The sequence below is a fragment of the Vibrio makurazakiensis genome, from assembly GCF_050337375.1.
GTDB classification, from domain to species: Bacteria; Pseudomonadota; Gammaproteobacteria; order Enterobacterales; family Vibrionaceae; genus Vibrio; species Vibrio makurazakiensis.
In genome coordinates, this window is the sequence record NZ_JAKJSW010000067.1 from 1 (window position 1) to 20,725 (window position 20,725).

General features: G+C 41.1%; 23 protein-coding genes. 11 read left to right on the forward strand and 12 right to left on the reverse strand.

Annotation, left to right across the window (positions count from 1 at the left end; all coding sequences use genetic code 11):
- The coding region (gene bamC / locus L4C33_RS09775) for an outer membrane protein assembly factor BamC (RefSeq protein ID WP_428812253.1) at window positions 1-970 on the forward strand (970 nt) is incomplete at its 5' end.
- 41 nt (window positions 971-1,011) lie between these two features.
- Here bamC and L4C33_RS09780 read toward each other — a convergent pair.
- From L4C33_RS09780 to L4C33_RS09795, 4 genes are read right to left on the reverse strand one after another with little or no spacing between them, the layout of a single operon-like run.
- On the reverse strand, window positions 1,012-1,206 hold the full coding sequence (locus L4C33_RS09780) for a DUF2897 family protein (protein WP_428812254.1): 195 nt from the start codon (window positions 1,204-1,206) through the stop codon (window positions 1,012-1,014).
- A gap of 8 nt (window positions 1,207-1,214) precedes the next feature.
- Window positions 1,215-1,889: a M15 family metallopeptidase gene (locus L4C33_RS09785; RefSeq protein WP_428812255.1), complete on the reverse strand. Its 675-nt coding sequence runs from the start codon at window positions 1,887-1,889 to the stop codon at window positions 1,215-1,217.
- Window positions 1,890-3,026, reverse strand: a complete 1,137-nt coding sequence (gene dapE / locus L4C33_RS09790) for a succinyl-diaminopimelate desuccinylase (protein WP_428812256.1) — start codon at window positions 3,024-3,026, stop codon at window positions 1,890-1,892.
- A 29-nt stretch (window positions 3,027-3,055) separates the two neighbouring features.
- Window positions 3,056-3,403: an ArsC family reductase gene (locus tag L4C33_RS09795; protein ID WP_428812257.1), complete on the reverse strand. Its 348-nt coding sequence runs from the start codon at window positions 3,401-3,403 to the stop codon at window positions 3,056-3,058.
- A 202-nt stretch (window positions 3,404-3,605) separates the two neighbouring features.
- Between L4C33_RS09795 and L4C33_RS09800 the strand changes: the two genes are divergently transcribed.
- A complete protein-coding gene (locus L4C33_RS09800; RefSeq protein WP_428812258.1) occupies window positions 3,606-3,893 on the forward strand; it encodes a winged helix-turn-helix domain-containing protein in 288 nt (95 codons plus the stop codon).
- 21 nt (window positions 3,894-3,914) lie between these two features.
- On the opposite strand, the gene L4C33_RS09805 is transcribed toward L4C33_RS09800, so the two are convergent.
- Both L4C33_RS09805 and L4C33_RS09810 read right to left on the reverse strand, forming a co-directional pair.
- A complete protein-coding gene (locus L4C33_RS09805; RefSeq protein WP_428812259.1) occupies window positions 3,915-4,262 on the reverse strand; it encodes a DUF4156 domain-containing protein in 348 nt (115 codons plus the stop codon).
- Window positions 4,263-4,273: 11 nt separating this feature from the next.
- Window positions 4,274-4,609, reverse strand: a complete 336-nt coding sequence (locus L4C33_RS09810) for a DUF2956 domain-containing protein (protein WP_428812260.1) — start codon at window positions 4,607-4,609, stop codon at window positions 4,274-4,276.
- Between the two features lie 106 nt (window positions 4,610-4,715).
- Here L4C33_RS09810 and L4C33_RS09815 point away from each other — a divergent pair, with 106 nt between their 5' ends.
- The 4 genes from L4C33_RS09815 to L4C33_RS09830 all read left to right on the forward strand — a co-directional run bounded on the left by L4C33_RS09815 (window position 4,716) and on the right by L4C33_RS09830 (window position 8,770).
- Entirely contained in the window at window positions 4,716-5,195 is a 480-nt protein-coding gene (locus L4C33_RS09815; protein ID WP_428812261.1) for a DUF2919 domain-containing protein, read from the forward strand.
- Window positions 5,196-5,257: 62 nt separating this feature from the next.
- Window positions 5,258-6,160, forward strand: coding sequence for a Dyp-type peroxidase (locus L4C33_RS09820; RefSeq protein WP_428812262.1), 903 nt, complete (start codon window positions 5,258-5,260; stop codon window positions 6,158-6,160).
- A gap of 109 nt (window positions 6,161-6,269) precedes the next feature.
- Window positions 6,270-7,403 (forward strand): flagellin, encoded by a 1,134-nt coding sequence (locus tag L4C33_RS09825; protein ID WP_428812263.1) that lies wholly within the window; start codon window positions 6,270-6,272, stop codon window positions 7,401-7,403.
- 233 nt (window positions 7,404-7,636) lie between these two features.
- Window positions 7,637-8,770: a flagellin gene (locus L4C33_RS09830; protein WP_428812264.1), complete on the forward strand. Its 1,134-nt coding sequence runs from the start codon at window positions 7,637-7,639 to the stop codon at window positions 8,768-8,770.
- Between the two features lie 368 nt (window positions 8,771-9,138).
- Here the strand turns inward: L4C33_RS09830 and crr are convergent, their stop codons facing one another.
- The 5 genes from crr to cysZ all read right to left on the reverse strand — a co-directional run bounded on the left by crr (window position 9,139) and on the right by cysZ (window position 14,122).
- Window positions 9,139-9,648: a PTS glucose transporter subunit IIA gene (gene crr / locus L4C33_RS09835; RefSeq protein WP_428812265.1), complete on the reverse strand. Its 510-nt coding sequence runs from the start codon at window positions 9,646-9,648 to the stop codon at window positions 9,139-9,141.
- Between the two features lie 104 nt (window positions 9,649-9,752).
- Entirely contained in the window at window positions 9,753-11,477 is a 1,725-nt protein-coding gene (gene ptsI, locus L4C33_RS09840) for a phosphoenolpyruvate-protein phosphotransferase PtsI (protein ID WP_428812266.1), read from the reverse strand.
- A gap of 134 nt (window positions 11,478-11,611) precedes the next feature.
- On the reverse strand, window positions 11,612-11,869 hold the full coding sequence (locus L4C33_RS09845; protein ID WP_004734263.1) for an HPr family phosphocarrier protein: 258 nt from the start codon (window positions 11,867-11,869) through the stop codon (window positions 11,612-11,614).
- Between the two features lie 299 nt (window positions 11,870-12,168).
- The gene (gene cysK / locus L4C33_RS09850; protein ID WP_428812267.1) at window positions 12,169-13,137 is read right to left on the reverse strand and encodes a cysteine synthase A; all 969 of its coding nucleotides are present in this window, start codon (window positions 13,135-13,137) and stop codon (window positions 12,169-12,171) included.
- Window positions 13,138-13,375: 238 nt separating this feature from the next.
- Entirely contained in the window at window positions 13,376-14,122 is a 747-nt protein-coding gene (gene cysZ, locus L4C33_RS09855; RefSeq protein ID WP_428812268.1) for a sulfate transporter CysZ, read from the reverse strand.
- A 221-nt stretch (window positions 14,123-14,343) separates the two neighbouring features.
- Between cysZ and zipA the strand changes: the two genes are divergently transcribed.
- From zipA to cueR, 5 genes are all read left to right on the forward strand, one after another.
- Window positions 14,344-15,333, forward strand: coding sequence for a cell division protein ZipA (gene zipA, locus L4C33_RS09860; protein ID WP_428812269.1), 990 nt, complete (start codon window positions 14,344-14,346; stop codon window positions 15,331-15,333).
- Window positions 15,334-15,422: 89 nt separating this feature from the next.
- Window positions 15,423-17,435 carry an NAD-dependent DNA ligase LigA gene (gene ligA, locus L4C33_RS09865; protein ID WP_428812270.1) on the forward strand — a complete coding sequence of 671 codons (2,013 nt, stop codon included), beginning with the start codon at window positions 15,423-15,425 and terminating at the stop codon, window positions 17,433-17,435.
- A gap of 527 nt (window positions 17,436-17,962) precedes the next feature.
- Window positions 17,963-19,036 carry a porin gene (locus L4C33_RS09870; protein WP_428812271.1) on the forward strand — a complete coding sequence of 358 codons (1,074 nt, stop codon included), beginning with the start codon at window positions 17,963-17,965 and terminating at the stop codon, window positions 19,034-19,036.
- Between the two features lie 74 nt (window positions 19,037-19,110).
- Entirely contained in the window at window positions 19,111-19,869 is a 759-nt protein-coding gene (locus L4C33_RS09875) for a YccT family protein (protein WP_428812272.1), read from the forward strand.
- A gap of 115 nt (window positions 19,870-19,984) precedes the next feature.
- Window positions 19,985-20,377 carry a Cu(I)-responsive transcriptional regulator gene (gene cueR / locus L4C33_RS09880; protein ID WP_428812273.1) on the forward strand — a complete coding sequence of 131 codons (393 nt, stop codon included), beginning with the start codon at window positions 19,985-19,987 and terminating at the stop codon, window positions 20,375-20,377.
- A gap of 33 nt (window positions 20,378-20,410) precedes the next feature.
- Here the strand turns inward: cueR and L4C33_RS09885 are convergent, their stop codons facing one another.
- Window positions 20,411-20,575 (reverse strand): hypothetical protein, encoded by a 165-nt coding sequence (locus L4C33_RS09885; protein WP_428812274.1) that lies wholly within the window; start codon window positions 20,573-20,575, stop codon window positions 20,411-20,413.
- Between the last annotated feature and the right edge of the window lie 150 nt (window positions 20,576-20,725).

A 20,725-nucleotide genomic window follows, 5' to 3' on the forward strand; every position in this document is an offset into this window, starting at 1 on the left:
TTCTGGTAGTGCCTCTCAACGCCGTCAGGCAAAAGATGATTTCGAATACTTAGAGACCCCTGAGTTTTCTGAGTGGCAGTTAGCAGAAGACGCGACCCCTCAGTTTTATCCAAACTACAATATTCCAGCGGGCGAGTTTTCTGGCGGAATCGGTAAAGAAGTCGATATTCGTCCACCACAACAAGTTCTGGAGCTGATCCCTGGTGCAAGAGCCGATCGCCAAAACGGTGAAGTGACGCTTTGGTTATTGCGTGAAGAAGAAGCCAAAAAGGTGTGGGACACGGCATTAGAAATGCTAGAAAGTCGCAATATTGAAATTCGTGAACAATCAGATCTTGAGCTGGAAACTGGCTGGGTGACTTGGGAGTCGGAAGACGAAGAAGTGACGATTGGTAGCCGATATAAGATCTCTCGTTTTGAAGCGAATAATCGCCATGGCTTCAAAATTAACCTGATCGATTGGAAAGAAGGCACTGAAGTTAAGCCTGTTACAGCAACGAATAAAGAGCGTTACAACGCTTTTATGACGAACTTAGTAACGGCTCGCTACGATCAAAACCTTCGTGATGAAGCAGCAATTAAAGCACAAGAACTTATTAAGCAAATTCCTGTATCTATGGGGGCTGATAGAAGTGGCTTCCCTGTTATCATTGCGCGAGCACCATACAATGTGCTTTGGCAACGTTTACCTAGTTTACTGCCAGCAATGGGCTTTACTCTAGAAGAACGTAACCAATCTCAAGGTACGATAAAAGCTAAATACGCTTCACCAGATGATGAGTTCTGGGAAAGCATTGGCGTTAAACCTGTCGATCTTAAAGGTGGTACGTACACCTTCCTATTTGGTGACTTAGGTAACCGAACGTCTATCAACGTTACTGATGTTGCAGGTAAGCCTGTTGAAGAAGAACTACTGAAATCTCTAGTTCCGGTATTAGCTGCGGTAGTCGATAAAGAAGAAACTGAGTAATCAGTACTTGAATGAAAAAAGAGGACGTTATGTCCTCTTTTTTATTGTTGGTCGTTTGTTTTCTCTGCTTGTCTCTGTTTATCAAGCTCAGTGAGTTTGTCGAGATCACTTTTCCCTTTGTGCCTCTCAACCTGCTTAAATTTCATATTCGCGGTGTACTTCAAAGCGGCAATGTTGCCGATAACAACACTCACTAAAATGATACTGATTACCCAAGGGTTAGTCAGAAATTCCATCGTGCCCCCTAATCATTAATATTGATAATGAAACGTGTGTAAATGCGTTCCATATTCTTAATAATAACACCTTGTCCTAGAATTGGCTGCTGAGCCAACTGACTTTCAAGAACAGTCTTTGATAGCTGAGATAGGCATTGGCTTGAGGTTTCACGATGGCTAATATGCCATGGTTCAATCGCAACACCGCCTAAATCTGAACTATAGGGGAAAAAGAAGCCGTACGAATTTAAGTTAGCTTTTAACCATAGGTAGAATTCTTGTTGATGCCCAGAAAAGTATTCCCACGGTTCAAGTTGCAGTTGAGAGCCTTGAGGTAGCAAGTTTCTAGCAAACACATCAAATTCACATCCCCAGTGGTGGCGACTTGCCCCAGGAAGAGCGGACCAACGCAAAATGGCATACAATTTTTGTTCATCGCTGAGTGATGCAGGGTCTATTTCTTGGCTATTCGAATCTAAAATAACGCGTTTACCTGAAAACTTACCGTTCCAAATTGCGCTTTGTCGTTCGAAGTTACGATAGCCACTTGCAATCTCTAGCTTGAAGCCTGCCTCTTGAGCAGCAGTGACTAATCTATGTAAATCTTTCTCAACATCAGGGTGTATTAGGAAGTGCTTATCTCCAATTAATGATGTGATTAAGTGGCTATCTACTTGGCCAGTCAGCTGCTCAGGAGTCATTTAGTTACCGAAAAGATTTTGTAGCGTTTGTTGATACATCTTAGTGAGCTTTTCAAGGTCATTTACATTCACACATTCGTTCACTTTGTGAATAGTTGCGTTAACTGGCCCTAGCTCAACAACTTGTCCACCCATGCGAGCGATGAATCGACCGTCGGAAGTACCACCTGTTGTCAGCAGTGCTGGTTTAACATTATTTACTACATCAACAGCATCAACAACTGCATCAAGCAATGCACCTGTGTCGGTTAAGAACGGGTCGCCATTGAATGTCCATTTCAGATCATATTCAAAATCGTACTTATTAAGAATAGAGTTGATTTTTTCAACAATCAGATCGTTATTTAACTCAGTGCTGAAACGTAAGTTAAATTGCACGTTAAATTCGCCAGGGATCACATTTGATGCACCTGTACCAGCGCTTACATTAGGGATCTGGAAGCTAGTTGGTGGGAAGTAATCATTACCTTGGTCCCACTCTGTCGTTGCCAGTTCGTTAATAGCAAGCAATGAGCTGTGTACAGGGTTACTTGCTAGATGAGGATAAGCAACGTGCCCTTGGGTACCTTTCACCGTTAAATCGCCAGTAATAGAGCCACGACGGCCATTTTTAACTACATCACCTACATGCTCAGTACTTGATGGCTCACCTACGATACACATGTCGATGTTTTCACCACGAGCCATTAGTGCTTCTACAACGCGAACTGTACCGTTGATGAATGGGCCTTCTTCATCGGAAGTAATTAGGAATCCGATAGAGCCATCATGATCAGGGTTTTCAGCAACAAATTGTTCTACGGCTACAAGCATTGAAGCGAGTGAACCTTTCATATCTGCTGCGCCGCGTCCGTGTAAATAGTCACCTACCATCGTCGGTTCAAATGGAGGCGTATCCCATTGTTCAATTGGGCCAGCAGGAACAACGTCAGTATGCCCAGCAAATGCAAATAAAGGCCCTTGAGTACCACGACGAGCCCAGAAGTTGGTGGTATCTTCAAATACCATTACTTCTATTTCAAAACCAATCGCTTTTAAGCGTTCGATCATTAGGTCTTGGCAACCTGCATCTTCTGGGGTTACTGATTGACGGCTGATTAAGTCTTTTGCCAGRGCCAAAGTTGGGCTATCTGTCATCCTTGAATTCCTTAAATAACTAACTTGAATTATGAATAAATTGTTGAATATTGGTCGGCTTTAAAGCCAATGTGAAACTGTTCGCCCACCTTCAAAATAGGGCGCTTGATCATTGCTGGATGTTCCACAAGAAGATCAATAACGGTCGACTCGTTTAGTGAGTCTTTCTGTTCTTGAGAAAGCTGACGGTAAGTAGTGCCACGTTTGTTTAGTACCAGCTCCCATCCAAGCTCTGAACAAAATGTTTTAACTAGGTCTTCATCGATTCCCTGTTTACGGTAATCGTGAAAATCGAACTCGATATTCTCAGCTTGAAGCCACTTTTTTGCTTTTTTGATTGTGTCGCAGTTTGGGATGCCGAACATAGTGGTCGTCATGACTTTTCCTCTTGATGAYGCTTATCTTTATTATGACTAAATCCTAACAGGACGGCCGATACAAACCAAACGGGATGTGAAATATTTTATGCAATGAAAAAAAAGCGTAAGAAAATGCCACGAATGGACTGTTATTGATCAACCTCAACACCTTTAAATCTAAAAAAGAAATAATGATTTGGCACAGTTATAGGAGGTGTCAATGGAGTTGAGTCCTGTTTTTGCAAGGCGGCTATATATAGCTTTGTTAGTGGAAAGCCTTGAACGGCCGAATGTGCCTAAACTCATCGAGAAAACGGGGTGGCCTCGTCGTACTATACAAGATGTACTCAAGGCACTACCGGGGATTGGTATTGAACTCATGTTTGTTCAAGATGGGCGGCGTCATAATGACGGTTACTATCAGTTATCTGATTGGGGACCGTTTGATAGCCAATGGGTGATTGAACGAAAAGCYGATATAGCAGTCAGCCTTGGATTTAGTGCATAAGCCAGCGAAAGCTGGCTTTTTTTATTGAATTTGTTTATCTGGACACTGGTAACTAGTACCCAGTAATGTCACTGAGGTTGCAAAGTCTTGTGGGCGAGAAAAGACCAAAGTATTTGCCCCCAAAGATAATGCGTTATTTTTTGCTTTGTTAATCGCGCCTTGCAGTAATACATCATTTGGAAAAAATAAGTAGCTGTACCAGTGGCCTTCACTGCCTGTAACTTCACCAAGAAACTGACAGTTCGAAATATCAAAAGAGCCGTGTAAATCTAACTTAATATCACGGGCTTGCTCATGCATGGCTACTGTTGGTGCGGTGCAGCCAGAAATTGAGATCACAGCAATAAAGACTGCCAGTAGTTTGTTCATTTTAATTCCTTTTAAAATGCAAAGTAGAGACCAAACCCCAACCAACTTGCAATCAATAAGCCCCAAGCTAGCATGGGTGGTTTAGGGTTCTGTATTTCCTGCGTTTGTTCTTCGATTACTTCGTTAGTTACTGCTTGTTGTTTCATTTTTTGTTGTTTTTTCTTTGCTTTATCTGCTTGGCGACTTTTTTCTTTTTGTTGCTTTTTATACAGTGCGATGCCTTTTTCAATCCCTTGTGCGACTAGCCTTGTTTGTTCTTTCGTTTGGCCTGGTTTCTGAGTAGCCTTCGCAATTTTCATTGCTTCCTGTTGAGATTCAATTGATGGCGTATTCGTCTTATTTTTCATGTTAATGATAATTTGGTATTAGATTCTAATTAAGATACCGTAAATTTTACCCTAATATGAAGAAATTACGCTAAAGTGCTTGTTTAAAATTTGAAGTGAAAAGTTCGTGCGATATTCCATTGAGCAGTATGATAAAAATGGCTTTTTAAAAGCACCGATGATCCTTTGGCTAGGTTGGCTATTTTTGGCTAAAGCATGGGTTGTATTTATTGTTGCTGGAGCGAGCCGTGATTCAGGCGCGAAAATTTTAGAAATTGTTTATCCTGATCACTCAATGCTGTATCTGGGTATTGCGATGGGGTTACCCAGTATTATTTTTATGTGGCTCATAGGGCTGAGAAATACTGAGAGGCAGTGGGTAAACACTATTATACGGTGGGCAAGGGGAGTGACATTATTGACTATTTTGGGTCAGCTTTCACAAACCGCTTACCATGTCTATTTAGATAATGGTGCGTTCCGTTGGTCAAATGCTGTCACTCTTGTTGCTCTACTCTGGTTCGCTCTTTACGTATATAAAAGCCGAACGGTCAGAGATTGTTTTGTTACTCCTAATCTGACAGAACTAGAATCGAAAAACGAATGATCACTATCAACAAACAATAACAAGATATCACTACACTGGAACGAAAAAGTAGAGGATTTTATATGTCACACGCTCAATCTGCGATTTTACCTGAAGCGGGTCCTTTCGCACTTTATACTCAGCTCAAAGTACAAAAAGATGCTGCTTTAGTTCTGTCTAAACTGCAAGCTCTACCTTTGTTAGCCGAAGAACTTAATCAAACTCAACCAGATGCTAATTTGACAGTATCAGTGGCTTTTTCTAAGTCGTTCTGGGATCAATTTGAACAAGATGCACCTAGTGAACTTATCGACTTTCCAGAATTGGGCGAGGGAGAAATTAAGGCTCCAAGTTCAAATGTTGATGTGTTAATCCATTGCCATTCTAATCGTCATGATTTGCACTTTTATGTGTTGAGAAAGTTACTGGCAGATATCTCAGAGTCAGTGACTGTTGTCGATGAAACTTACGGCTACCGTTACCTAGATTCTCGCGACATGACTGATTTTGTTGATGGTACCGAGAATCCGAAAGAAGCCCAGCGCCAAGAGGTGGCGATTGTTGCCGATGGTGATTTCGCTGGTGGTAGTTACGTAATGGTGCAACGTTTTATTCATAATCTTCCTGCGTGGAATCGTTTAAGTGTTGCAGCTCAAGAGAAAGTGGTTGGTCGTACCAAGCCAGATTCCATAGAATTAGAAAACGTGCCTGCAGCTTCTCATGTTGGTCGCGTTGACATTAAAGAAGAGGGCAAAGGGCTGAAAATTGTTCGTCACAGTTTGCCTTATGGTTCAGCTTCTGGTGAGCATGGTTTGTTATTCATTGCCTATTGTAATAACCGACATAATTTTGATGCCATGCTAGAAAGCATGTATGGCGTGACAGATGGAAAAACCGATCAGCTGCTTAGATTTACAACAGCAGTGACTGGCGCATACTTTTTTGCACCATCACAAAAATTGTTATCTGAACTCGCTGTAAAATAGTTCAGGTTTCAATTAATAAAAAAGGAGCATTTATTGCTCCTTTTTTATTAAGAATTTTTAGTTTCGGTCGATATAGAGTCACCTTTTAAACCTATGTGATGCATCTTTAATGGCAATAACGGTTAATACCAACGTATCTGCACTAGTCGCACAGCGAAACCTTTCGAATGCGAGTCAGATGCTAAATCAATCTTTGGAGCGCCTTGCTTCAGGGAGTCGTATTAACAGCGCAAAAGATGATGCCGCAGGTTTACAAATATCTAATCGCTTAGAATCGCAGATGCGTGGCCTCGACGTTGCAGTTCGAAATGCCAATGATGGTATCTCCATTATGCAAACCGCAGAAGGCGCGATGAACGAAACGACTAATATCATGCAACGCATGCGTGACTTGGCTCTTCAATCAGCTAATGGGTCAAACAGCTCTTCGGAACGCATTGCTCTTCAAGAAGAAGTGACCGCTTTAAATGATGAGCTGAATCGTATAGCAGAAACGACTTCATTTGGTGGTAAGAAGCTATTGAATGGTGGTTTTGGTAGTACAGCTTTTCAAATTGGTGCGGCTTCTGGTGAGGCTGTTCAGGTTGAATTGAAAAATATGCGTACAGACGGATTGGATATGGGGGGCTTTAGCTACGTTGCGAGCGGAATGGCTGATAGCTCTTGGTCTGTTTCTAATGGAAGTAATGATCTTCAGATGTCATACACTGATCAATTCGGACAGCAACAGAACATTTTAATTAATGCTAAAGCTGGCGATGATATTGAAGAACTCGCGACTTATATTAATGGACAAACAGATTTAGTGTCTGCCTCTGTTAATGATAAAGGGCAGTTGCAAGTCTATATGTCTGGTAAAGATACATCGGGGACGATAGCGTTTTCTGGTGGTCTTGCAAGTGAGCTTGCTATGTCGAATGGCACTTATGAGTCTGTAGATAATATTGATATAACCGAAGTAGGTGGTGCACAACGGGCTGTGTCTATCTTGGATACTGCAATGAAGTATGTTGATAGCCATCGAGCTGAACTTGGTGCTTATCAAAACCGTTTCGGCCATGCGATTAACAACCTCGAAAACGTTAATGAAAATTTAGCGTCTTCAAATAGTCGAATAAAAGATACTGATTACGCGAAGGAAACTACGCAGATGATTAAGCAGCAGATTTTGCAGCAGGTTAGCACATCAATTTTGGCTCAAGCTAAACAAGCTCCAAACCTCGCTTTAACACTTCTAAATTAGAAAACTCCCCATCGACGATAGAGCCAATAACTTTAATAAATAATTGATAATTTTATTTTAATTTGGCCTTTCATCACACAAACCTATCCAAAGTTAGTTACTTATAAATTAATTCGAAAAAAGCCTAAAGAAACCTCAGATACCGCCGTTATAAAAAGTAACTTTGAGAGAACTACTTGGTTTTCCGAGACGTCGGAAACCGCAACACCGGAAAATCAATTGGAGAAATCACCATGGCAGTGAATGTAAATACAAACGTATCAGCAATGACGGCGCAACGTTACTTAAACAATGCGAACAGTGCTCAGCAAACATCAATGGAACGCCTATCTTCAGGCTTTAAGATCAACAGCGCTAAGGATGACGCGGCAGGGCTACAAATCTCTAACCGTTTGAACGTTCAAAGTCGTGGTCTAGATGTCGCGGTTCGTAACGCGAACGACGGTATCTCAATTGCACAAACAGCAGAAGGTGCAATGAATGAGACAACCAACATTCTACAGCGTATGCGTGACCTTTCTTTGCAATCGTCTAACGGTTCTAACTCGAAATCAGAGCGTGTTGCGATTCAAGAAGAAGTAACAGCACTTAACGATGAACTTAACCGTATCGCAGAAACGACTTCTTTTGGTGGTAACAAACTACTGAATGGTACTCACGGTACTAAGTCTTTCCAAATCGGTGCGGATAACGGCGAAGCGGTAATGCTATCTTTAAATGATATGCGTTCTGACAATGCTCAAATGGGCGGCTCAAGCTACCAAGCTGCACAAGCGAAAGACAAAGATTGGAGTGTTCAAGCGGGCGCAAACGACCTAACTATCGCTCTTACAGATTCATTTGGTGACGCGCAGAATATCGTAATTAACGCTAAAGAAGGCGATGATATCGAAGAACTTGCGACTTACATTAACGGTCAACAAGACCTAGTGAAAGCGTCAGTATCTGAAGATGGTGAGCTACAAGTCTTTGCAGGCAATAACAAGGTAGACGGTGCTGTAGCATTCTCTGGTGGTCTTGCTGGTGAGCTAGGTATGCAAGCTGGTCAACAAGTGACAGTAGATACTATCGATGTAACTTCGGTAGCTGGGGCTCAAGAGTCTGTTGCTATCATTGATACCGCACTAAAGTATGTAGATAGTAGTCGTGCTGAACTGGGTGCTTTCCAGAACCGTTTCGACCACGCAATTAGCAACTTAGACAACATCAACGAGAACGTTAATGCATCGAAGAGCCGTATTAAAGATACAGACTTCGCGAAAGAAACGACTCAGATGACTAAGTCTCAAATCCTGTCTCAAGCTTCAAGTTCTATTCTTGCACAAGCTAAACAGGCGCCTAACTCAGCACTTAGCTTACTTGGTTAATCACTAAATCTAAGTCTGATTTAAATACTAAACCCAGCTTTGGCTGGGTTTTTTGTTTTGTAGCTTTATGAATTTAAAAGCTCGAAGATCAATTGGGTATATAAAGACGAGCATTGATTCTCGTAGGTGTTTAGGCAGCCACCATAGGGTGTTGTTGTACAAACAGGTAGCAGATTACGATAGGCTTTGGATTACAGTAGTGTAATTCGAGTATTCTTATAGTTAACAGTGAAAGCTAGAGTAAAGACAGAACGGTACGGTAAGTATTCTTAGGGGAAAGCGCGCTGATACGAGGATGCTTGGATTTCTTTTAGGTAATAAAAAACGCTGCTCAAAGGCAGCGTTTTAAAACTGTAAAAGGAACTAAATTACTTAGTTACTTTAAGAACTGCAGTTTCACCAACAGTTACAGAACCAGAAAGTTTGTTCAGCTCTTTGATTTCGTCCATGTTAGAGATAACAACTGGAGTAAGAGTTGATTTAGCTTTCTCTTCTAGAAGAGCTAGGTCGAAAGTGATGATAGTGTCACCAGCTTTAACTGATTGACCTTCTTCAGCAACGCGAGTGAAGCCTTCGCCTTTTAGTTCAACTGTATCGATACCGAAGTGAACGAAAAGCTCAACACCATCGTCAGACTCGATAGAGAAAGCGTGGTTAGTTTCGAAGATCTTACCAATAGTACCGTTTACTGGAGCAACCATTTTGTCGCCAGCAGGTTTGATAGCGATACCGTCACCAACGATTTTCTCAGCGAAAACAACATCTGGCACATCTTCGATGTTTACGATTTCACCAGATAGAGGTGCGATGATTTCAATTGCACCAGCGTCAGCGCTGTCATCAGATACTAGCTTCTTAAGTTTGTCAAACAGACCCATTGTGTCGTGCTCCTAACGTTTAGTTTTATTCTGTCGAATATAGTATACCAATCTCAGATAATAGACGACATTTTTTAGCCGTCTATTAGATTGGCTATTCGTGACTATTGAGTTTTTTCAGCGATGAATTTTTCAACGCAAGCTTCAATTTCAGCTGCCGTTGCAAAAGAAAGTGCTTCATCAGCCATAGCTTTAACTTCTGCGAAGTTAGAGTTACGGATTACTTTCTTAACTTTAGGGATAGAGATGCCGCTCATAGAGAATTCATCTAGACCCATACCAAGAAGAAGTAGAGTTGCACGTTCGTCACCAGCTAACTCACCACACATACCAGTCCACTTACCTTCTTTGTGAGAAGCATCGATTACTTGCTTGATTACAAGAAGAACCGCTGGAGACAGTGGGTTGTATAGGTGAGAAATCATTTCGTTACCACGGTCAACTGCAAGAGTGTATTGCGTTAGATCGTTAGTACCGATAGAGAAGAAAGAAACTTCTTTAGCAAGGTGGTGAGCGATTGCAGCTGCTGCTGGAGTCTCAACCATTACGCCGATTTCGATATTTTCATCGAATGCGTGGCCTTCTGCGCGAAGCTCAACTTTGTATTCTTCGATAGCTTTCTTCAGTTCACGGATCTCTTCAACAGAAATGATCATTGGGAACATTATACGAAGCTTACCGTGTGCTGACGCACGTAGAATACCACGTAGCTGGTCACGTAGGATTTCACGACGGTCTAAGCTGATACGTACTGCACGCCAGCCTAGGAACGGGTTCATTTCTTGTGGAAGATCCATGTATGGTAGATCTTTATCGCCACCGATATCCATAGTACGGATAATCACTGACTCACCGTGCATTGCTTCAGCTACTTCTTTGTAAGCAACGTATTGCTCTTCTTCTGTAGGAAGCGCGTCACGGTCCATAAATAGGAATTCAGTACGGTACAGACCAACACCTTCACCACCGTTACGCAGAATACCGTCACAGTCTTTAACTGTACCGATGTTGCCGCAAACTTCTACTTGGTGATTATCAAGAGTGATAGCTGGAAGGTCTTTCAGTTTTGCTAGCTCAGCTGCTTCTGCTTCAAAATCAGATTTGATTTTCTTAGCTTCTGCTAATTCAGCATCTGAAGGGTTGATGATGATTTTGTTGTTCATCGCGTCTAGCACAAGCATGTCGCCGTTCTTAACTTGCTTAGTGATATCGTTTGTACCAACGATAGCAGGAAGTTCAAGTGAACGTGCCATGATTGAAGTATGAGAGGTACGACCGCCGATATCACATGCAAAACCAAGAACGTAGTCTAGGTTAATTTGTGCAGTTTCAGATGGAGTTAGGTCGTAAGCTACTAGGATAACTTCTTCATTAATATCGCTTAGAGAAACGATGTTAATGCCTAGTGCGTTTTTCACGAAACGAGTACCGATATCACGGATATCTGTAGCGCGTTCTTTTAGGTACTCATCATCAAGTGACTCTAGTGCTACCGCTTGCTCTTCGATTACTGTGTAAATCGCGTTGTCTGCGTGCATCTTGTCTTTCTTAATGAGTGCTAAAATCTCTTCTTCTAGCTCTTCATCTTCAAGCAACATGATATGGCCTTCAAAGATTGCTTCTTTTTCTTCGCCAAAAGTTTCAAGTGCTTTTTGCTTAACAACTTCAAGTTGTTGAGAAGATTTGTTACGAGCGTCAAAAAAACGCTGAACTTCTGCTTCAACTTGATCGTCTGAGATAGATTGAGTGTTTAGGACAATTTCATCTTCTTGAAGTAGTAGTGCTTTACCGAAAGCAATACCAGGAGATGCTAGGATGCCTGAAATCATAGCCTTACCTTAAGTTGGTCAACTGTAAACGGGAGAATAGTGACTTAGTCGCTGACAAAGTGTCGAATTAATTGAGTCTATTTCGAACAAAGCCACTTTGCAGAGCAAAATGGCTTTAAGAAGAAATGACCGAATTAGTGTAGTTGATCCATTAGAGCAACTAGGTGGTCAACAGCTTGCTGTGCTTGTGGGCCTTCAGCTGAAATTGTAACGTTAGTACCTTTAACTAGGCCTAGAGTTTGCAGCTTGAAAAGGCTTTTTGCGCTAGCGCTTTTGCCGTTAGAAGTCACAGTGATGTCTGCGTCGAAAGATTTTGCTTCTTTTACGAACTGTGCAGCTGGACGAGTGTGAAGACCGTTTTCTGCTGTGATTTCTACTTGCTTCTCGTACATGTTATATACCCCAATTAATTTATTTTTTGTAAGTTTGTAACCAGATTAGCTTAACTGCTTTAGCTGATTTCTGCTAGAGCATCGAAGTTTACTTCGTGTCATAACTGAAACTGGTTTAAATTTTTTCTAATCATGAGTCATGTTGAATACAACTCATGACTTATCAGAAATCTGTTTATTGCTTCTTTATTTTGAAGCGAAAAATAAAACAGGTGTGATATTACCAAAGGTGAGGCAGGGATCAACAAAAAAGCCCCTAATAGGGGCTTTTTTGGACGAAAAATTGATTTGACAACATATTATTGTTGGTTCTCTTTCTCCGAGAATATACCTGCAAACAAGGCTGTGCTTAGGTAACGTTCACCCGAGCTAGGAAGTACGGTTACGATTGTTTTTCCTTCAAATTCAGGTAGTTCCGCAAGGCGATTGGCTGCTACAACAGCTGCGCCAGAAGAAATACCAGCTAGGATGCCTTCTTCTTCCATAAGGCGACGAGCCATTTCGATTGCTTCATCAGATGTTACAGATTCAACGCGGTCTACAACCTCTAAATCTAGGTTTCCAGGGATAAAGCCTGCGCCGATACCTTGAATTTTGTGTGGAGCTGGTTGAATTTCATCACCTGCAAGTGCTTGTGCGATAACTGGAGACTCTGCAGGTTCAACAGCTACAGATGTAATTGCTTTGCCTTTTTCACCCTTGATGTAACGGCTTGTACCAGTGATTGTGCCACCTGTACCAACACCAGCTACGAATACATCAATTTCACCATCTGTTGCATCCCAGATTTCTGGGCCTGTTGTCTTTTCGTGGATCTCAGGGTTAGCTGGGTTGTTGAATTGCTGAAGCAGTAGGTATTTGTCTGGGTTAGACGCTACGATCTCTTCTGCTTTTGCAATTGCGCCTTTCATGCCTTTGGCTGCTTCGGTTAGCTCAAGGTTTGCACCTAACGCTTTTAGCAGCTTACGACGTTCCAAGCTCATAGACTCTGGCATAGTTAGTGTTAGCTTATAACCGCGTGCAGCTGCAACAAAAGCAAGAGCTACACCTGTGTTACCACTGGTTGGTTCAACTAATTCAATACCTTGCTTAAGCGTTCCTGCCTTTTCTGCTTCCCAAATCATGTTTGCACCAATACGGCACTTAACACTAAAGCTAGGGTTACGGGCTTCAACTTTTGCTAGAACTTTACCTTTACTTACTTTGTTCAGACGCACTAGAGGAGTGTTACCAATAGTTTGTGAATTGTCTTCGTAGATTTTGCTCATTTGATATTCCTTCATTTCATGACGAACTAAACGTAGTATGAAAGTCATTAAACCGTCTAGCGTTTTGTATTTGTTGTGTGAACTAAGATGAGCTTAAGATAGATAAAAAAAAGGTAAAAGGATTAAAAAGTTATATCTTATTAAAGTGCGTTTAGGTGAGAGCGGCTTCCGAGGCTTTAGCGCTTTTGGAAGCCTTGTATTTAGGGGAGTTCGTTTGGAAAGTAATTAAATACGGTCGCTATGAGTTCTGGTCTTTAAATTCAGCCACCCACATTGCAGTTGACCCACACACTGCTACTGGCATAACAAATAAGTTAAGGATTGGAATAGTTGTGAATAGAGCGACACACGATCCAAAGCCATACGCTTTAACTTGTTTTTGTTTCAAATTGTTTCTCATGTCATTGAACTGGATTTTATGGTTGTCAAAAGCGTAATCTGAGTACTGAATTGCAAACATCCATGAAGTGAAAATGAACCAAAGAATAGGTGCCACCGTTTGGCCTAACGCTGGGATCAACAATAATAGGAATAGGCCAATAGCTTTAGGCAATATGTAAACTAATTTTCTCCACTCACGAGCAAGAATACGAGGCGTGTCTTTTAATACGTCAAGCAGCCCGTCATCATTGACTTTTTGTCCGCTGAGTTGTTCTTCGACCTTTYCGGCTAATAACCCATTAAATGGTGCCGCTATGAAGTTAGCAAGTGTGCTAAAGAAATAAGAGAAGGTAGCGAGTATTGTTAGAGCGAGTAGTGGCCACAAAATATAAGTCAGCCATGATAAGAACTCAGGCATTTGACCAATGAGACTTTCTATCCATAAATTTAAATTCGAAAAGAGATAGAAAAGAGCGCCGCCAACTAGAAAAATATTGGCAAGTAATGGCAATAAAACAAATTTTCTTATCTGTGGTGACATAACGATTTCTAAGCCGTAGAAAAAATAGCCAAAGCCAGAACGTTTTTTTGATACTAAATTCATATTCACTTATTCGGTTAAATTGCAGACACTTCTATTGTACTAATAGAGTTTCAAGAAAAAAAGCGTGGCGAAAATCACACCATCTGCGGAACTTCTTGCATTAAGTTGTTCTAAAACAGTATGTAGATTTGGTAGAGTAGATGAATTAGCCGTATTAACCCACCTTAGTTGGCTTTAATTATATCAAATTGTTTAAGTTACTAAGAAGCTGAGAGCGTAGAATGCAGGAATTGCGATTTGTACTCATTATTGTTGGCGCGTTAGCGATCGCCGCTTTATTGTTTCATGGATTATGGACGAGTAAAAAAGAAGGGAAAGCGAAGTTTGGTGATAAACCTCTAGGTAAGCTAGATACCAACAAAGCTGATGAGTCGGATGAATTACCGCAGCGTTCTTTTGCTCCAGAAGATGATTTTGAGATCATCAAGAAAGTACGCAAAGAACCTGACTTTTCAGTATCCCCACCTATGTCTGACCCTCTTATTGATTCAGCGACAAGTATTAATGAGCCTGAAGAGCTCTCGCAACCTGTTGAAGCATACGCAACAGATGATGACAAAGTGGAAGTAGCAGACATTCCTTCTTTTGCTGTTACTGATGTTGAACCCGTCTTGAATCAAGACCTGGATGTAAATACAGACACCGTTATAGAATCTCCAGAGCCTGAAGTTTCGAATGCTGAAGAGGAACGGTTGTCGACTGAGTTAAAAGACTCAGAATTACCTGAAGCTTCTATTGTTGAGGCTGCAATGACGCCTCAGGCAGAGACTAATCAAGATGAACCTGAAGAATTAGACGTTATTGTCCTCAATGTTCATTGTGCTGGCGATACTCCGTTCGTGGGTACAGAGTTATTCAAAAGCATGGAAAGTTACAGCTTGAGTTATGGTGAAATGTCGATTTTCCATTGTTACGCAAGTTCAACGCCGTCGCCTAAAGTTATTTTTAGTGTTGCAAATATGATGCAGCCAGGAACGCTTGAGCATGACGACCCTGCAGACTTTTCAACAAAGGGCATCTCATTTTTCATGACTTTGCCATGTTACGGTGATGCGGAGCAGAACTTCAATATTATGTTGCAAACGGCTCAACGTATTGCGGATGATATGGGGGGGAACGTATTAGATGAATCTCGCAACTTAATGACTCCAAATCGTTTATCTGATTACAGAAAACAGATCCGAGATTTTAAAGAAGCTCGAAGCGCTTAATAAGCTATAATTTTTAAAGTAATTTAAATACCGCCTAAAGGGCTCCTAAGGGAGCCTTTTTTGTTGCTGATATTAGTACAGAGATAGATATGACAGATTCCATTCAGGCTACATTAGAACAGTTAAAAGAAACGCTGCATTACCACGCAGTTCGTTACTATGTTGAAGATAGCCCAGAGATCCCAGATGTAGAATATGATCGCTTAATGCAACAGCTGCTTAAAATAGAAGAAGAGCACCCTAGTTTGGTTAGTGTGGATTCACCGAGTCAAAGAGTGGGGGGAGTTCCTCTAGACGGCTTTTCTCAAGTTGCTCATGAGATCCCAATGTTGTCTCTTGATAATGCATTTGATGACAGCGACCTAGACGGTTTTTATAAGAGAATGTCAGACAGAGCCCCAACTGCTGATTTAAGTCAGTTTTGTTGTGAGCCTAAACTGGATGGCTTAGCTGTAAGTTTGTTGTATGAAAATGGTGTTTTGGTCCAAGCTGCGACACGTGGTGATGGCGCTACGGGCGAGAATATTACAGAAAACGTACGAACAATTAGTTCAATACCTCTAAAGCTACAAGGTGAGGGCTGGCCAGCCCGTATTGAAGTCCGCGGTGAAGTATTCATGCCTAAATCGGGCTTTGAAAAGCTTAATGCACAAGCATTAAAGAAAGGTGAAAAAGTCTTTGTTAATCCGCGTAATGCGGCTGCTGGTAGCTTGCGTCAGCTTGATTCTCGCATCACGGCAAAACGTCCGTTGGCTTTCTATGCGTACAGTGTTGGTGTCGTGGAGGGGGTTGAGCTTTCAAGTAGCCACTATCAACGCTTCATCCAGTTAAAAGGCTGGGGGCTACCAATGTGTCCAGAAACTAAAAGACTTAGCTCGTTAGATGAAGTTAAAGCTTACTATCAAGATATTATGACTCGTCGTGATGCTCTAGCGTATGAAATCGACGGTGTTGTTATTAAAGTTGATGACATTGCTGCTCAAGAGACTCTTGGATTTGTTGCCAGAGCGCCCCGTTGGGCGATTGCCTACAAGTTTCCAGCTCAAGAAGAAATCACCCTACTGAATGACGTTGAATTTCAAGTTGGTCGAACAGGGGCTATTACTCCTGTAGCGAAATTAGAACCAATTTTTGTTGGTGGTGTGACGGTGAGCAACGCGACTTTGCATAACGCTGACGAAATAGCACGTTTAGGAGTGAAAATTGGCGATAGTGTGATTATCCGTCGTGCTGGTGATGTTATCCCGCAAATCGTTGCGGTTGTTTTGGATAGGCGCCCGGACAATGCTGGTGATATTCTCTTTCCAGACACTTGCCCTGTGTGTAATTCTGATGTTGAACGTGTTGAAGGCGAGGCCGTTGCGAGATGTACTGGCGGTCTTGTGTGTCAGGCACAACGAACAGAAGCTCTAAAGCACTTTGTGTCTCGTAAAGCGCTCGATGTTGACGGTCTAGGCGTAAAAGTCATTGAACAGCTTGTTGAGCGTGAAATGGTTGAAACACCAGCTGATTTGTTCAAGTTAAGTGCAGGTGTTCTGACAGTATTAGATCGAATGGGACCAAAATCAGCGCAAAATATTGTGCAGGCGCTAAATGCAGCCAAAGAAACAACTTTGGCACGTTTTATCTACTCTCTAGGTATTCGTGAAGTTGGGGAAGCGACCGCGATGAATTTGGCGCAGCACTTCAAAACTATTGAGATGGTATCCACAGCAAATCATGAAGCTTTAGTTAAAGTTTCGGATATCGGTGACATTGTTGCGAATCATATTGTGTCTTTTTTCTCGAAAGGAAAAAACATGAATGTGGTTAATGCTCTGATTGAACATGGAGTTCATTGGCCTGATATCGAATCTCCAAGTGATGATGTCGAATTGCCTCTTGAAGGTAAGGTTGTAGTCTTAACTGGCTCGCTTTCTCAGTTAGGGCGCTTAGAGGCTAAAGCAGCATTGCAAGCTTTAGGAGCTAAAGTAACAGGCAGTGTGTCTAAGAAAACGGATATATTATTTGCTGGTGAAGCTGCGGGTTCTAAGCTTACGAAAGCGCAAGATTTAGGGATCGAAATAAAAACAGAGCAAGACTTGTTGAATATGATTTCCTAATATTTACCTCCACATATATATTCATAAAGGCACCTTTTTGGGGTGCTTTTTTTATTTCTAGCTATAAATTAATTGTCATAAATTCGCAGGGATAAATAACCCATACAATAGCTCGAATATTCATTACGTGACCTATCTCTCCATTGAAATATCTAGATGTTTTTTGATATTTTTATGCGATCCACTTCAAGCTGGTTTTAGTTTTACATTGATGTAAGTTCTTGTTTTTGTAGGATTTTGTATTTTTACTGCCTTCCGTGTTGTTTGTTGGAGATCTAGATCACTAACTTTACGAAAATTTGTACTTGCTCATATTTTTTTAGATGTGAATTAAGTTCCTGTTGATATTTTTTCTCGCAAAGTTAGTCTTAATTTCATGGATGCACGAGGTGTATGCAGGAAAAGAATAGAGAATTTAATTAACGAATAAATAGGTTCTCAAATTAGGACGAATATTTCTCCCTTCGGCGGCCAACTTAAGGTGAGAAATATAAAAACAGCTATATCCATTTTTAGGAGTTTTTTCCATGGAAAATATGTTCAAACGCACTCTTCTAGGTGCAGCGATCGCAACAGCAGCGATGTCAGGTTCAGCAAATGCAGCAATTGAATTAGCGGGTCAAGCAGTTCAGTTTTACGGTCAAGCTGCTGGTTCTTGGATTATGATTGATAACCAAGACCAAGACAGTGCAGGTGCTGATATTGAATCTCGTATCGGTTTCCGCGGTGTTGTAGAGTTTGATGATTTCGCACCAAACTTTATTTGGCAGATGGAAGGTGGTAACGCAAATAACGGCGATAACACTGGTGGTCTAGGCGCTCGTGATACATATTTAGGTTTTGATTTCGAAGGTTTCGGTTCTATTAAATACGGTCGTCAATTAGTAGCAGCATACAACTACGTTGATTGGCCACACTCGAACCCAGGTCTAGGTAATGTTTTCGACTGGAACAATGATTTGGGTGTTTCTTACCAAGACCGTGCCAACAGTGTGTTACGTTATGATTCAGCTAACTGGGGCGGCTTCAACCTGCAAGCTACTGTAAGTGGTATGGGTACTGATACTGATCAAATGGTTGCAAGCTTAGGTACTTCATACTCTACTGACTTGTTCAGTGTTCATGCTGGTTATTATGACCGCGGTAGTTATGAAACTACTGATGCAGAGCAAGATAAATACATTATCGATGGAAATGGTAACGTAGTTTTAAACCCTGACTATGTTGCAGGTGGTGAGAAAGTTACTGCTTATGCTCATAACTATGCAGTTGTTGGTGGTAGCGTATACCTAGGCGATGTGACGTTAACTGCTGCATATAAAGCAATGGAAACAGATAGCGCTACTGGTACTAAAGACCAAGATGCAATTTCTGCAACAGCTCAGTATGTGTTAAATGGTAAATGGGTATTTAAAGCTGGTTACGCATCTACTTCGGACACAGATGGTAATGATGATGGTGACGTAGCAATCACTGGTCGTTTAGGCTACATCCTACCAAGTGCATTCCTATACACGGATGTACGTAACTACGATATGGATGGTGCTGATGACTCTAAAGATAATACTCGTCTACTGCTAGGTGCTGAGTACTACTTCTAAGCTAAACATTTAGTAATTCATAATGCCTTTTTGCGAGCATCAATTGATGCTCGCTTTTTTCTCAGGAGTTATACATGAAATTGATAAAAAAAGTGATTTTTGTAAGTGCGATGATATTTCCTTTATCAGCCGTAGCTGCCGTTACAGTCCACTTAGATCGTGATGTAGCCCCAGTAGCAGTGAATGGAGAAGAGGTGGGCTTTAGTCTTAGTAAAAAAGACAAGTTTGTTCTTGATAATGGCACTAATCAGTTTGTGGTTAGAGTATCTAAACTTGTAGAAAATATGGGTGAAAGAGAGAAATTTAATTCTTCCCCTGTTGTAATTACATTTGATGAGAAAGATACAGATGTATATATAAAACCATCTATAGAATTGAGACGAACGAATCAAGCGGATGAGTTTCAAGATAAGCCTTTTATGGCTGTAGTTGATGGAAATGAACAAGATATTGCGGTTAAACAAGAGATTCTTCCTAACCTTGGTGGTATTACACGTGATTACGAAAAAGAGTTAGCAAGGTATAACGCTAAAAATGGTGTAGCACTAACAAGTTCAGCTGTGATTGCATCAGCTCCTACTGCTAAAAATAACGAGATAAAGTCAACCGCTGGTGAAAATCAGGATATGTCATCAGAGATGATTGAGTATTGGTTTAATCAAGCAACTGAAGATGAACAGGTTGAATTTACTGACTGGGCGTATGAAAATAGAAAATCACTGACAACAGAACTTGAAAGTGAGTCTAAACCACTAGAAATGTTGTCCTACTGGTACTCAAAAGCCGATAAGATGCAACGCTCTCAAATTGTTGCTTGGCTTGTTAGTCAGTAGGTCTTCTTTTTAATCGAGTCGGGGTCTACTTAATTTAACTATTTAAGAGTTAATCGACCTAGAAATGAAATTATAATAGGATGCGTAGGCGTCCTATTTTTGTTTTGGTGTCAGTATGAATATTAGCCAAGTTGCCRGCTTAACTGGTTTATCTGCAAAATCAATTCGCTTATATGAAGATAAAGAGATCATATCTCCACCTGCTCGCTCTGAAAATGGTTATAGAGCTTATGGTGAAAAGCATATTAAAGAGCTAAGTGTTGTAGCTAAAGCGAGGAGTGCGGGCTTTTCACTTGTTGAATGTAAAGCGCTCGTTGAGTTGGCAAGTAATCCTTGTCGACAAAGCGCCGAAGTAAAAGATAGGGCGCAAAAAAAGCTTAATGAAGTGAATAAAAAAATTGAAGATTTAGTAGCAATTAAACAAACATTAGAGGCTTGGGTTAGTGAATGCCCAGGTGATCATAATAGTGATTGYCCGATAATCGATTCATTGACGGAAGAGCGATAGCTGTTTAGTTTCTACTATCGCTCTAATACCAGCCTATAGCTTTTTCCCACCATTTAAACGGCACATTTCACTAGGAATATAATCCATTCCAGATGGCAGCTCACAGTTTACTAGTGGACCCATTTCAGTACTACTTGTAGTCGCCGAGACCGGCAGAGCAATGAGCATTCCGACAATCACAGTAATTAAGAATTTCATAACAGCCTCATTAATTATTCAAAGTTAATATATGTCTTGTTGCAGCTATTAGTATGGTCTAGCAATAGGGCGGATCAACTTTTTTAATAAAAAATCAAATTTTTCAATAATTATTAAGTTCTGGTATTTCGGGAGAGGGTGGAGCTAAGT

Coding starts and splice junctions, on each gene's coding strand:
- L4C33_RS09780 (WP_428812254.1), bottom strand. CDS start 1,206: ATGGAATTTCTGACTAACCCTTGGGTAATCAGTATCATTTTAGTGAGT.
- L4C33_RS09785 (WP_428812255.1), bottom strand. CDS start 1,889: ATGACTCCTGAGCAGCTGACTGGCCAAGTAGATAGCCACTTAATCACA.
- L4C33_RS09795 (WP_428812257.1), bottom strand. CDS start 3,403: ATGACGACCACTATGTTCGGCATCCCAAACTGCGACACAATCAAAAAA.
- L4C33_RS09805 (WP_428812259.1), bottom strand. CDS start 4,262: ATGAACAAACTACTGGCAGTCTTTATTGCTGTGATCTCAATTTCTGGC.
- L4C33_RS09810 (WP_428812260.1), bottom strand. CDS start 4,609: ATGAAAAATAAGACGAATACGCCATCAATTGAATCTCAACAGGAAGCA.
- L4C33_RS09820 (WP_428812262.1), top strand. CDS start 5,258: ATGTCACACGCTCAATCTGCGATTTTACCTGAAGCGGGTCCTTTCGCA.
- L4C33_RS09825 (WP_428812263.1), top strand. CDS start 6,270: ATGGCAATAACGGTTAATACCAACGTATCTGCACTAGTCGCACAGCGA.
- L4C33_RS09830 (WP_428812264.1), top strand. CDS start 7,637: ATGGCAGTGAATGTAAATACAAACGTATCAGCAATGACGGCGCAACGT.
- crr (WP_428812265.1), bottom strand. CDS start 9,648: ATGGGTCTGTTTGACAAACTTAAGAAGCTAGTATCTGATGACAGCGCT.
- ptsI (WP_428812266.1), bottom strand. CDS start 11,477: ATGATTTCAGGCATCCTAGCATCTCCTGGTATTGCTTTCGGTAAAGCA.
- L4C33_RS09845 (WP_004734263.1), bottom strand. CDS start 11,869: ATGTACGAGAAGCAAGTAGAAATCACAGCAGAAAACGGTCTTCACACT.
- cysK (WP_428812267.1), bottom strand. CDS start 13,137: ATGAGCAAAATCTACGAAGACAATTCACAAACTATTGGTAACACTCCT.
- zipA (WP_428812269.1), top strand. CDS start 14,344: ATGCAGGAATTGCGATTTGTACTCATTATTGTTGGCGCGTTAGCGATC.
- ligA (WP_428812270.1), top strand. CDS start 15,423: ATGACAGATTCCATTCAGGCTACATTAGAACAGTTAAAAGAAACGCTG.
- L4C33_RS09870 (WP_428812271.1), top strand. CDS start 17,963: ATGGAAAATATGTTCAAACGCACTCTTCTAGGTGCAGCGATCGCAACA.
- L4C33_RS09875 (WP_428812272.1), top strand. CDS start 19,111: ATGAAATTGATAAAAAAAGTGATTTTTGTAAGTGCGATGATATTTCCT.
- L4C33_RS09885 (WP_428812274.1), bottom strand. CDS start 20,575: ATGAAATTCTTAATTACTGTGATTGTCGGAATGCTCATTGCTCTGCCG.